Below are 13,531 nucleotides of genomic sequence, written 5' to 3'. Positions count from 1 at the left end.
CGGTTTTCTTTATACAAAGTAGAGACGGACTGAAGTCCATCTCTACACAAGCTAATTATTTTACTTCTTCGTAATCTACATCTTGAACATCGTCTCCTTGAGCATCAGCTTGTGGCTGTGCAGCATCTTGACCTTGTTCTCCTTGAGCGTACATTGCTTCAGTAGCAGTTTTCCAAGCAGCATTGATGTTATCAAGTGCAGTTTGAATAGCTGGAATGTCTTGAGATTGGTGAGCCATTCTCAATTCAGTCAATGCATATTCTACAGCAACTTTATTTTCATCAGATAATTTTGCTCCAAGGTCTTTCAATTGAGTTTCAGTTTGGAAGATCATTCCATCTGCTTCGTTCAATTTTTCAGCTCTTTCTCTTGCGATTTTGTCAGATTCAGCGTTAGCTTCAGCATCTTGTTTCATTCTTTCGATTTCTTCAGCTGTTAATCCAGAAGAAGCTTCGATACGAATGTCATGAGATTTTCCTGTTCCTTTGTCAGTTGCAGAAACTTTTATGATACCATTAGCATCAATATCAAAAGTTACTTCAATTTGTGGAACACCTCTTGGTGCTGGTGGTATACCATCTAAATGGAAACGACCGATAGTTTTGTTGTCAGCAGCCATTGCTCTAGCTCCTTGCAATACGTGAATTTCAACTGTTGGTTGAGAATCTGCAGCAGTAGAGAATACTTGCGATTTTTTAGTTGGAATAGTAGTATTAGACTCAATAAGAGTTGTCATAACACCACCCATAGTTTCGATACCTAGAGATAAAGGTGTAACGTCAAGTAACAATACATCTTTTACATCTCCAGAAAGAACTCCACCTTGAATAGCTGCTCCAATTGCAACAACTTCATCAGGGTTAACTCCTTTAGACGCTTTTTTACCAAAGAATTTCTCCACTTCGTCAGCGATTCTTGGCATACGAGTAGAACCTCCTACAAGGATCACTTCGTCAATATCAGAAACAGATAAACCTGCATCTTTAAGTGCTTTAGCAACTGGTGCCATAGAACGTTTAACTAATGAATCAGTTAATTGCTCAAATTTAGCTCTAGATAATTTTTTAACAAGGTGTTTTGGTCCTGAGGCTGTAGCAGTTACGTAAGGTAAGTTGATTTCAGTTTCAGTAGAAGATGACAATTCAATTTTAGCTTTCTCAGCAGCTTCTTTCAAACGTTGCAATGACATAGGGTCAAGACGCAAGTCAATATCTTCTTCAGCTTTAAATTCGTCAGCTAACCAGTCAATAATTTCGTGGTCAAAATCATCTCCACCTAAGTGCGTATCTCCATTTGTAGATAATACTTCAAAAACTCCGTCTCCTAATTCAAGAACAGAGATATCAAATGTACCTCCACCTAAATCGTAAACAGCAATTTTTTGATCTTTACCTTTTTTATCAAGTCCGTAAGCAAGCGCTGCTGCTGTAGGTTCGTTGATAATACGCATTACTTTAAGACCTGCAATTTCACCAGCTTCTTTTGTAGCTTGACGTTGTGCATCATTAAAGTAAGCAGGAACAGTAATAACCGCTTCAGTAACAGTTTGACCTAAATAGTCTTCAGCTGTTTTTTTCATTTTTTGAAGTGTCATTGCTGACAATTCTTGTGCAGTGTATAAACGACCATCAATATCCACACGTGGCGTATTGTTGTCTCCTTTTACCACTTTGTAAGAAACTCTTTTTGATTCAGCCGTAACTTCAGCAAAAGAATGACCCATAAAACGTTTAATAGAAGCAATTGTTTTGGTAGGATTCGTTACCGCTTGTCTTTTTGCAGGATCTCCTACTTTAATTTCGCCACCTTCAACAAAAGCGATGATAGATGGTGTTGTTCTTTTTCCTTCTGCGTTAGGAATAACAACTGCTTCATTACCTTCCATTACAGAAACACAAGAGTTTGTCGTACCTAAATCAATTCCAATTATTTTACCCATTTTTATTTATATTTAATTATAATGTATACTTATTTTAACAACTCATAGTCCTTAAGTCAATCTTTGTGCCAATCCAAAAGGGTTCAGGAAATTGTCAGTTTATGTTAAAAATGGCGTAAAAAAATATGACAAGATGACATTTTAGAGGCTCTGCCATTGTATTCTCGTGCTGTCATTGTTCGTGTCGACACCGTTTAAGTTGATGTTTTACAAGGTTTCTAATGGACTTCAAAATCTGATGCCCACAATCTCTAAATCCCTGTTACATTCCGAAAAATCTAGTTGGATAAATTCCCTACATTATTTGAAACTACATTTTAGAAAAACATCCGACTAACATTTCTAAATTTATATTAAGATTTATTCTTTAATCAATTTAAAAGGTTTACCCCCTTCTCTTTAATTTTAGGAAATCTAGAAAACATTCACAATAAACAAATATTTATTTATTGTTTGTCAATGGCTTCCTATTTTCGATCATTTTTCATAAACAAAGGTAACGAAGACAACCCTATTTTTCCAGATAATGTATATTTGTAATCCTATCTTAAAACAAAAAAAACATGTTTACCCTAGAACAAATCAAACAAGCATACGATAAAGTAAAAACAGAAACTGATTTCGCTATTTATATTCAGGAATTAATCGATTTAGGAATACACGGATACGATACCTTCATCACTGACGGTCGAGTAGTTTATTACGGTGATACAGATCATGAGGTAAGTACCGCTAAAAAATATGAACAATTATCCGTTGCAGCTACTGCAAACAAAGAGCGTTTTATTGAATCCCTTGTCATGCATGAAGGCGGTCAAACCGACTATTATACTTTTTGCCAACAGGCGAGCCAATCTGGTATTGCCAAGTGTCGTATTGATATCATCGAGATGACGAGCACCTATCTTACCCCGGAAGGCGACCCTATTGTAATAGAAAAAATTCCAGTTTAACAACTAAATTACAAGCTCAAGAGCATAGCTGGTTTAAAAATTTAAATCAACTGCACTTTTACGCACTACTCATTAACAGGCTGATTATCATTAATTAAAAATGATAATCAGCCTGTTGTCCTTATATTCGTTGAGTAAAACCCTTACCTAATACGTTGTCGATATGGAAACTAAAATTGGTGCTGTTTTATCAGGAGGTGGTGCACGTGGAATTGCACATTTAGGAATTCGTCATTGTACCTTCCTTTACTTCCGGCACGAGCGCTGGTGCAATCGCGATCGATTTTTTATGCAGCTGGTTATCCTATACCAGAAATTGTAAACATTTTAAAGGAAAGACAAATTTTTAATTTCTCCAATATTCTAATTAAAAAGCAAGGCCTGTTTGCAATGAAAGGTTTTCAAGGCATCTATCAAGAATATTTACCAAAAAACACATTTGAAGATATAAATATTCCCTTATTTGTTGCAGCGACTGATATTCTAAAGGGAGAGATTGTTCATTTTTCAACAGGAAACCTATCTCAAGCCTTGAAAGCTTCAGCCTGTACTCCGTTAGTATTTCAGCCTATCGATTTTAATAATGCTCTGTATTTAGATGGCGGCGTAATTAATAATTTCCCTACTGAGCCCCTGATCAATAAATGCGAAATAATTATAGGAAGTTATATCAATTCAATCAAAAAAGAAGTAGATGAAGTTCACATGAATAATATCCTTGACCGCTGTTTTCATTTGGCCATGAAAAACTCTGTTCAAAATAAAATAGAGAGTTGTACTTTGTATATTGAACCACCAAACATGAGTCAATTTAGCTTATTTAACCTTAAAAAATCTGATGAAATTTATGATTACGGCTATAAATACGCGCTTTTTTTAGAAAAAGAACTAAAAGAACTTATAAACAGTTCATAAAATCCCAACAGTGAATTGTTAGCTACAAATTGTATAAGCACCTGCATGATTCTCACTTATCTGCAACTATTGCTTACAGAAAATTTAAAAAAACTGCTTATTTGCAACTCGCTTATCTAAAACTACTTACCACAAGCGTCACCGCTTGTAGTTTCGGATTATCATACTATACTTTAGATTTAAAATGAAATTCTATTCCTTTTTTAGTTTTTTTCATTACATTTAAATTTTAGCCAAAGTTATTTTTTGAATATCGATGTCCTAAAAAGTTATAAAAAACTATCAAAAACACGCGCACTACAAAAGTTGTTTCTAAAAAAACACAAAGTCTAACTACTCTTCTAATAAACGAGATAAAAAAACAACGAAGTTTAGAGTCTGTTATACTAATAAATTAAATCAATCACAATGAAGAACGATACCATCTCCCCTCAACACGAATCGATAATCGCCAACTCACTCCCGGATTCCCGCATAAAAATTGCTGGTTTTTCACCTGATCCACAATCGCGTTTGGACTCGACAGAAATGAAATACAAACCTATTTTTGACCCCACTATTCTCTTTAGAGACGAAACAGATTCTTCTACTAAACGAGCAAGTATCGCTCGACTCATTGATAAACTTAACCCATCCGTAAATATTAGATATAAAAGAACTGTTGAAGACACCTATTGCAACGTTTACTCCTATGACTATTGTTATTTCTCCAACGTATATCTTCCTACTGTGTGGTGGACAGATGAGGCACTCCAAAAAATTCTTGATGGACACGAAGTGGAAGCAATTTACGACGACACCGTAGAAACAATTTACTCTAGTGCAATTCATGATTGGTTTTTGAAATGGGGAGCTAGTTTTGGATGGAAAAGAATATTTAGTATTGATGAAATGCAAAACAAGGTAAACACCAATGGAGGTATTGGAATAATTTGTGCCAAAAGAAAACAAAAAGGACTCTCAGGACATATCGTTCCCGTTGTTCCCGAAACTAATTTAAAAAAAGCATACCGAGAAGATGGTGTTGTTATATATCCATTGCAATCGCAAGCAGGAAAATTGAATTACAACTACTTTTCTAAGGTTAAAAAAGACTGGTGGAATAATGAACTATATTCTTCTTCTGTTTTTTATTATCACGACTAAATAAGTCGTCCAAAATCCGATTAAAATAACACAGCTGAAATTCTTAAAATACACCAGCGAATTAGCAACAAAATACAACTTCAAAACGGCATTGTTTTCTGGATTAAAAACAAAACACACTGCGCCACTACTGACTTAACAATCAATACACTAAACCTTCTGTTTTTGTAATTAAATATTTTTATCGTTTTAAAAATAAACAAAAACCAAACCTCATTTTTTTTCCTTTATTTTCATTCCAATATCAAGTTGGAAATGACATAATAATAAAGTACTTTTGCAGCTTAGAAAAACGAAAGAATAGTAAAAATTACAACTTGGCTATTCGTCTTCTTAAATCATTGATATAAAAGAAAGTAAAAACAACAGCGATTTTATAGTTACATTGAAAAATCTCACTTTTTATCAATCGTTCAGTCGATACAAACACCACATTTCTGAGTCTGAAATTAAATTCCTGTAATTTAAAAGTAAAAAAGCATTTCAATGGTTGCGAATAATTATTAATAATACAAAAAACTGTGTTTAAATAATTTACAACTAATGAAACTTTGTATTCAAATAATAAAATAAAGTCATCAACCATAAAAAAAAAGAACTCGTATAAATGAAAGAAAATCAGACACAAAAATATTATTGGGGGATTGGATTAGAAAACGAAACCTACCTACAATTAGAAGAATCCTTAACAGTATCTGGTGAATTTATACAAGAAAAAATTGGTTTTGAGAAATATAGCATTGATTATAGAAAATGCTACAAACCAGAAAGTTTGACTCCTCTGTTGAAGAAAGCTTTTGGTTTAGATAAAGAATATCAAGTTAGCCGAATGATTAATAGTCATTCTCTAGAAAAACTGGATATAAATTTCCAACACAAAACAATTCCAGCAGCAAAACTTATAGAGAACACTGCTGAAACTACTGAAGCGAAACCACAATCAATAGACAATCCTGAATACCTCGGAGAGTCTATAATGGAGGTTTTTCTAAAGAACCAACCCTACAATATTCAAAGTATGATTACCCAAAGAGAAAAAACGATGGGTTCGGTACATTTTGATGGAGATTCTATCGAATTTGTTACCAAATATTTTGAAAACAGAACTATCGTCGATTCTTGTAATGAATTAAAAGCTACCAAAAAGCTATTTCTTGACAAAATCAATGAATCCGGTGTACTAAAAGAAAAATTAAATTTTCCAGATTACAACAAGGGCATTAATATGTTTATGACCAATCAGGAAAATCTTGTTTTATTTAATAATGGTACCTATCATTTTCATATTACATTGCCTACTCTTGCAGAAAATAGCCGAATTGTTGATTACGATACTTTTGATAAAACACACGCTAACGCAATTTATTTGTTGCAGTGGTTTGAGCCTTTTTTCATAGCTACACTAGGAAGTCCTGATATTATGGGAGTGATTAACAACAAATATAATCTTGATAAAAATTTCACTTTAGGTTCTATGCGAAATGCTATGTCTAGGTACATTGGTGTGGGTACTTATAATAAATCGATGCCTAGAGGTAAGATTCTAACTTACAAAGTAGATGATTTTAGAAAATTATTGAAGTTTGAAAAAGAAGATAACATTTGGTGGAGAGATCAAATCGAAGCAGAAATGGAGTATGAATTACTTCCTGAAGTTGGCCTTGATTTCAATCAGGAAAAAATGTACCAAAGCGGTTTTGAATTTAGAAGTTTTGATGAATTTCCAGCAACCTATTTAGATGATGTTCTTTTTTCTATTGTTCTAATCTGTGAGCATGCTTTAAATCTACCAGATATTAAATGGAGCCATGATAGTGTAGCTTGGAATAATTTAGTTTTTAAAACTCTAAAATACGGTTACGCAACTGAAGTCAATAAAGAAGAAAAGGAAGAAATACTAGATCTATTACAACTACTTAATACGGCAGACACCAACTATAACGAACTCAAAGCTGATTTTGACGCTATTGTATTACTAGATGAATTTTTCTTTAAAATTTTAGCTGTTTTACACGAAATGTACAAGGACAACAATGTGTGCATAGACGCTATGTGCGGTCAAAAAACAAGTTCTCCACCAGTATGGGATAACTTTAATAAATACCAAGCTGAACAACATATGATACAAATTAGTTCTCAGCATGCTCCCAAGGTTAGTTACACTCGTAAAAAAAATAATAAAAAATCACAAAACTTAATTACAGAGGGATATTAATCTATAAAAACATTAAAACTTCAATTTTCTATAAATAATAGCATTAAATTAAAAGCAAGCGTAAACCGCTTGCTTTTAGTGTTTTAAAACACACTATGAGCAATAAAATCCAACTTCGATAGCCCAATAAAACGTTAAAAAATTGCTGTGGCACAGTTGTTGGAATTACTCAAAATGTATATACGAAACGAATAAAAAAATTTAATTATAATACTAAAATATAGAAAACATGAAAACTTTAAAACTAATCGCCGTTGGAATAATTCTACTTGTATCAAGCACATCTAATGCACAACTTTCAATAAGCCTAAACATAGGAACAGCACCTGTTTATCATAATTCAGCAAATGTAACTGTAGGTTATTATTACATGCCCGACATTCAATCTTATTATGATGTCCGAGCTAATCAATACATTTATTTAGAAAGAGGAAACTGGAAACGTTCAAGAACACTACCTAATCAATACAGAAGGTATGATATAAACAATGGCTATAAAGTAGCATTGAATGATTATCGTGGAAACAGACCTTATACTAACTACAATAATGACAAAACAAGATATTATGTAGGTTATAGAGGAGAGAATCAAAGAACAGTTCAATATCAAAATGATAAACGCGCACACTACAATAAAAAAGAGCTTAAAAACTCGAAAAACAATAGATATGCTAATAACAGCAATCAGAATGGACGTGATAAAAATGACCACAAAGGATACGACAGACGTTAATCATTTTGTTTAGTAAAGAGAAAGGGAGTTTCGTAATGAAACTCCCTATTTTTATGCCCTTTAAGTTCTGTAGGCAACAAACAAAAGTGATCAGAAGAAGAGACTCAAGACAAAACAGTATTCCCATTAAAAACCAAGTTTACAAAGCGCTTAATCTGTTACTCCTAGCTGGATTGAATCGTGTAAAAAAGAGGCAAAAAAAAAACGGGAATAAATCCCGTTTTCTTATAATTATATTCTAGTTCTTTTTAGAACTTAAAGTTTAGTCCTGCTGAAAAAGTTGTTCCACTAAATCCAAACTGGTTTACTTCCCATGCATATTTAAAACGACCTCCTAAATCAGTAACCACATCGCCTTTAGTATCAATTTTGTCTGGATAAACATTGAAAAGATTGTTTACCATCACATTAGCGGATATTGTACTTGTGAACTTATAAGCAACTCCTAAGTCAGTAATAACTTTCCCTGCAAAAGTTTGATCTTTTGAGATATCAGTAGCATGCTGCCAAGTAACTTCACCAAAATAAGTGTTATTGAAAATAAGACTTGCTTTTTTCAAATCATAATTAGTACCTAACAATACTTTTGTATTAGGCCTAGCGCTTAAAATTCTACCTTGTTCCTTACGGTTAAAGATGTCATATCCATTGGCTTTCAAAATAGCTGGTGTAGCAATTTGTCCATCAATTTTAGTATTAGCAATATTAGACGCTAAACTAAATGCTAGTTTGCCATTTCCTAATTCTACATTTTTGTAATTCAAAACAACATCAACACCTTTAGTTATAGTATTAACAGCGTTGATAAAAAACTTCATACTTGTAATATCATTAGCAATTAATACTTCTTCAACTGGGTTAGTTGTTGTGTCATCTCCATCAAAGCCAACCTCTCCTGAAAACAAAACACGGTCTTTTACTTTTATATGGTAGAAATCAAGAGAAGCAGAAAAATTAGCACCTGATCTAAAAGTAATACCTGTGGATATATTTTGAGATTTCTCAGCATGTAATTGAGGAACACCTAATCCGATAACTGCTGGATCCACATTGTTAAAAGTCCCTTGATTAGAAATTGTACCACCAGACACAAGCGTTTGAATATTACTCAAATAAATTTGGTGCAAAGCAGGTGCTCTAAATCCTGTACTGTAAGATGCTCTTACTACAATATCGTTATTTAGTTTGTAACGAGAATTTACTTTCCAAGAGAAGTTATCTCCAAAATCTGAATAGTTCTCATATCTTAAAGATCCTCCTATTAAGAAAGCATCTGATACATCATAATCTAAAGTAGTGTAAACCCCTACGTTATTACGGTCTTTATTTAATGCGTTAGCTGGTTGTAATCCAGGAAAAGACTGCGCTCCTCCATTGATATAAGATTCTTCTTGACCTGCTCTTGCTTCAAAACGCTCCTTTCTAATTTCTGTACCAAAACCGAAAGTTACTTTATCAAAAGTTCTGCTAAAATCAGCATTACCTACTAACTGGCTAAAAGAATATCCACCAACATTAAATGAGGTTGGACTACTCGCACCCAAAGAAGGATTTAATGTATTATCAACAGTGTAATCTACTTTATTAGAACCAGCTGTTAAACTGAAATCTGAATTAAAACCAAGCAAAGTAGTTTTTATTCCAATAGAACCTAGATTATCAAAAATATCTGTTTTGAAAGTAGGCTGAAAACCGTTATAAGGTGTTCCAGCATCGTGCAATAAATTGAAATTATCATTAACACCAGGCCAGTACGGAGCTCTATACAAAGCAAAACTAGTTCCTTTTCTAACATTAACATCTCCAAATGCATAAAGCGTAGTTTTGTCAGAAAGAGGATATTCAGCATTTACAACCAAAGCACCCATTTTAGAATCTGGCTGTCCAATAGTCATCCCTAAGTCAGGATTTCTACTTAACCAATCTCCCCATTGCGCGTCATCAGCAGCTACTCCAAACAAATCATCTTTCCCTGGTTTCCCAGCTCTGTTAGTTTTCTTTTGATCCAAATAAGAAAGATTAAAATTCACAAAACCTTTGTCAGCAATTTTAAATCCTGAGTTAAGATCAGCTCCAAAATTGAAACCGTCTCCTTGAGAAGTTACTCCAGATGTAAGATTTACTTCTGTAAAATTAGTTTGCTTTTTAAGGATAATATTTACTACCCCTGCAATTGCATCTGAACCGTATTGAGAAGAAGCTCCGTCACGAAGTACCTCAACTCTTTCGATTGCTGAAAAAGGAATACTTTTCATATCAGTTCCTACCTCACCTTTTCCGGGAGTATCATTGATATACACTAATGCACTTTGATTTTTTCTTTTTCCGTTAACCAAAACTAAGGTACGGCTTGGTCCTAATCCACGTAAATCTGCTGGGTCAAAGTGGGCAGTCGCATCAGAAATAGCCTGAGTACTAGAATTAAATGAAGGGATTTTGTACGCTAACATTTTGTCAAAGGTAACTTGTCCACTAGACTTAAGATCTTCAGCATACAATTTATCAATCGGAACAGCCGAATTTAATACGCTTCTTACTTTTGACCTATTCCCAGTGACAACAACCTCATCTAGGCTATTATTAGGGTTCATCTTAAAAACAATAGCAGCAGCACTTGTTACTTCTATACTTTTATTTTGGTATCCTACGTATTTAGCAACCAATGTAACAGGAAATCCTTTTACTGTAATTGCAAAATTACCATTCCCGTCAGTGGTCACACCTTGCGATGTTGCTAGGTCCACAACATTAGAAAAAGGCAAAGCTAGCCCATTCTCATCCGTCACAATCCCTTTGACTGTTTGTGCATTCATAACTGCTGGTCCTATTATCATAAATAGTACGCCTAAAATAAATTGATTAAATCTCATAAATAGTTTTTTGATAGTTTGATATAGTTAATACCGCAAAACTATGTCTTTTTCTTAAAAAACTCTTAAAATATTACATTTTTATTTAATATTTTAGAAATAAAACATTTTGTTGTTTTTTATTAAAAAGCCCTACAAACAGTGACTTTCCTATATTTAAGAGTCGACTATTTCTCCCAATCACGATCGTTTTTTATAAATACCACACTTAAACAACAAATACACCCTTAGATATCAACACTTTACTTATTTAACACATTTTTCGTACTGAATTCGCTTCGTTCAAGCGCAACCACTCTAGCTTGTTCCAATCTGACAAAACAAGAAGCAAAACATCATGACTTTAAAACTTAATTCTAAAAAGATGTATCTTTGATTACATCTTGTACTTATACACGATGCTAAATGAAAAGAAATAGACCTTGATTTCAAAAACTCTAATTCTCTCTAACAGCTTTTTTTTAAATGTATCCTATGAGCATTACGTTTTTTGATACTCTATTATGGTTATCTAATTGCAATTAAAAAAATCTAAGAATCTTCAAAATATGAAAGACACGGAAAAGTTCAAAGAACAACTGATAGCGGAGTTAATTACTGTGAGAAAAGAACTTGCTTTTCAAAATGAAGAAAAAGAAAAACGTGCAACTGAATTAGAGATTGCTAACATAGAACTTGCTTTTCAAAACGAAGAGAAAGAAAAACGCGCAACCGAATTAGGTGTTGCTAACAAAGAACTTGCTTTTCAAAACGGGGAGAAAGAAAAACGTGCAACTGAATTAGGTGTTGCTAACAAAGAACTTGCTTTTCAAAACGAAGAGAAAGAAAAACGTGCAACTGAATTAGGCATTGCCAACAAAGAGCTTGCTTTTCAAAACGATGAAAAAGAAAAACGTGCAACCGAATTAGGTGTTGCTAACAAAGAGCTTGCATTTCAAAATGAAGAAAAGGAAAAACGTGCAATCGAATTAATCATAGCAAAAGACAAAGCGGAAGAAAGCGACAAACTAAAATCAGCATTCTTAGCTAATATGTCGCATGAAATAAGAACTCCAATGAATGGAATTCTTGGTTTTGCAGACTTATTGAAAGAGCCCGGACTAACAGGCGAAGAACAACAAAATTACATTCGAATAATAGAGAAAAGTGGTGCCCGTATGCTCAATATCATAAACGATATTATTGATATTTCGAAAATAGAATCCGGGCTTATGTTGCTAGACCTAAAGGGTTCAAATATTAATGAACAGCTCGAATACATTTATTCTCTTTTCAAGCTAGAAGTCGAAGTTAAAGGAGTACAACTTTCAGTTAATAACATTTTACCTAATAGTGAAATTATAATTAAAACAGACCGTGAAAAAGTTTTTGCTATTCTTACCAACCTTGTCAAAAATGCAATTAAATTTACCAATAAAGGCTCTATTGAATTAGGCTATGTCCATAAGGGTAACTACCTTGAATTTTATGTAAAAGACTCAGGAATTGGAATTCCAAAAGACAGATATGACGTTATATTTGAACGTTTTATTCAGGCCGACATTACTAATAAAATGGCGCATCAGGGAGCAGGATTGGGTTTGTCAATTACGAAAGCCTATGTAGAAATGCTTGGCGGTAAAATATGGGTAGAAAGTGAAGTTGGCATAGGATCTATATTTTATTTTACCTTGCCATACGATTTTAGAGACGAAGAAAAAATAGTTACTAAAGATGTTTTACAATGCGATACTAATAGTCTTTATGGTAAAAACCTAAAAATATTATTTGTCGAAGATGATCGAATATCCGAATTTTTATTTGATAAAACCTGTAAAATGTTCGGTAAAGAAATATTAAAAGCAAGGAATGGTAGTGAAGCTATAGAAGTCTGTCGCAATAACCCTGACATCGATTTAATACTTATGGATATTCAGATGCCTGTATTGAATGGATACGAAGCAACGCAGCAAATAAGACAATTCAACAAAGACGTTGTTATCATTGCACAAACAGCATTTGTACATATCGAAGCCTTTGAAAAATCAAAAGCTGCGGGCTGTAACGATTATATTTCAAAACCCATTAAAAAAGAAAATTTACTAGCATTAATACAAAAGCATTTCAATAAATAGTAACGTATTCACTGCGGGTAAAAGCAATGAAACTCTTTCCTAAAAGGCATAGCTACTCGAAAAGTAAAGATTCATTATAGAAGCCTTAGGGTACAGCTAATGTTCAAACACAAAAAAAATTATGGCATAGACTTTCAAACAAAAGCCAAAAACTTCAAGATTAACTTTCCGAAAATATAGTGGTATTTGCACAGCTCTTTTAATACAAACCCCCAATGGCATAATTTGTTTCATTATATTGAAATGAACTTCCTTTTTGTAAACCAATCATTTCGTCGTAAATAGGAGCTCGGGTTGAAATACTAACAATTGTTTCTCCGTCTATTCCTACTTTCTCAAAAAAACCTATAAAATAGTTAATTGAACAGTAGCAACAATTGCTCCAGGCTCATCTTTTGTTACGTCTAATGAATTTAAATATATGAATTCTTGTTGCGCAAAAGCAAGCTCATCACCCAATGCTTTGAGTAGCTCATATTTGCCGGCCCTAAGATCTTCTCTCTGGCTAGCAGATTCATTTGGGCAAAAAGTATGTTCGTTTATTTCAGTCTATCGCTTTTTAAAGTTAGCAATAAGCTCATTCCACTTTTAGATACAATCTTCCAATATTCGGCTTTTAATTATTCCTTTTTTCATAGTATCAGTA

General features: G+C 33.4%; 9 protein-coding genes. 7 read left to right on the top strand and 2 right to left on the bottom strand.

From position 1 onward, the window contains the following. Positions 1–55: 55 nt before the first annotated feature. Positions 56–1,939, bottom strand: a complete 1,884-nt coding sequence (dnaK, locus tag HJ01_RS09900; protein WP_007138253.1) for a molecular chaperone DnaK — start codon at positions 1,937–1,939, stop codon at positions 56–58. Between the two features lie 563 nt (positions 1,940–2,502). Here dnaK and HJ01_RS09895 point away from each other — a divergent pair. From HJ01_RS09895 to HJ01_RS09870, 6 genes are all read left to right on the top strand, one after another. After that, positions 2,503–2,892 (top strand): DUF1398 domain-containing protein, encoded by a 390-nt coding sequence (locus tag HJ01_RS09895; protein WP_007138252.1) that lies wholly within the window; start codon positions 2,503–2,505, stop codon positions 2,890–2,892. A gap of 163 nt (positions 2,893–3,055) precedes the next feature. Next, positions 3,056–3,214, top strand: coding sequence for a hypothetical protein (locus tag HJ01_RS17650; protein ID WP_007138251.1), 159 nt, complete (start codon positions 3,056–3,058; stop codon positions 3,212–3,214). Then, on the top strand, positions 3,160–3,807 hold the full coding sequence (locus HJ01_RS09890; protein WP_410500980.1) for a patatin-like phospholipase family protein: 648 nt from the start codon (positions 3,160–3,162) through the stop codon (positions 3,805–3,807). The genes HJ01_RS17650 and HJ01_RS09890 overlap by 55 nt, the downstream gene beginning before the upstream one ends. Before the next feature lie 408 nt (positions 3,808–4,215). Continuing rightward, the gene (locus tag HJ01_RS09885) at positions 4,216–4,953 is read left to right on the top strand and encodes a hypothetical protein (protein ID WP_007138249.1); all 738 of its coding nucleotides are present in this window, start codon (positions 4,216–4,218) and stop codon (positions 4,951–4,953) included. Between the two features lie 607 nt (positions 4,954–5,560). Continuing rightward, the gene (locus HJ01_RS09875) at positions 5,561–7,168 is read left to right on the top strand and encodes a hypothetical protein (RefSeq protein ID WP_007138248.1); all 1,608 of its coding nucleotides are present in this window, start codon (positions 5,561–5,563) and stop codon (positions 7,166–7,168) included. Between the two features lie 229 nt (positions 7,169–7,397). Next, positions 7,398–7,901, top strand: a complete 504-nt coding sequence (locus tag HJ01_RS09870; protein WP_007138247.1) for a hypothetical protein — start codon at positions 7,398–7,400, stop codon at positions 7,899–7,901. A 248-nt stretch (positions 7,902–8,149) separates the two neighbouring features. Here HJ01_RS09870 and HJ01_RS09860 read toward each other — a convergent pair whose 3' ends face one another. Continuing rightward, positions 8,150–10,771, bottom strand: coding sequence for a TonB-dependent receptor (locus HJ01_RS09860; protein WP_007138246.1), 2,622 nt, complete (start codon positions 10,769–10,771; stop codon positions 8,150–8,152). Between the two features lie 548 nt (positions 10,772–11,319). On the opposite strand from HJ01_RS09860, the gene HJ01_RS09855 reads away from it, so the two are divergent. Beyond that, the gene (locus tag HJ01_RS09855) at positions 11,320–12,885 is read left to right on the top strand and encodes an ATP-binding protein (protein ID WP_007138245.1); all 1,566 of its coding nucleotides are present in this window, start codon (positions 11,320–11,322) and stop codon (positions 12,883–12,885) included. The last annotated feature ends 646 nt before the right edge of the window (positions 12,886–13,531 follow it).

Origin of the sequence: Flavobacterium frigoris PS1 (assembly GCF_000252125.1) — a bacterium.
Classification (GTDB): Bacteria; Bacteroidota; Bacteroidia; order Flavobacteriales; family Flavobacteriaceae; genus Flavobacterium; species Flavobacterium frigoris_A.
Note: the sequence above shows the minus strand (reverse complement) of the source record. Positions and strands in the feature narration are given on the sequence as shown.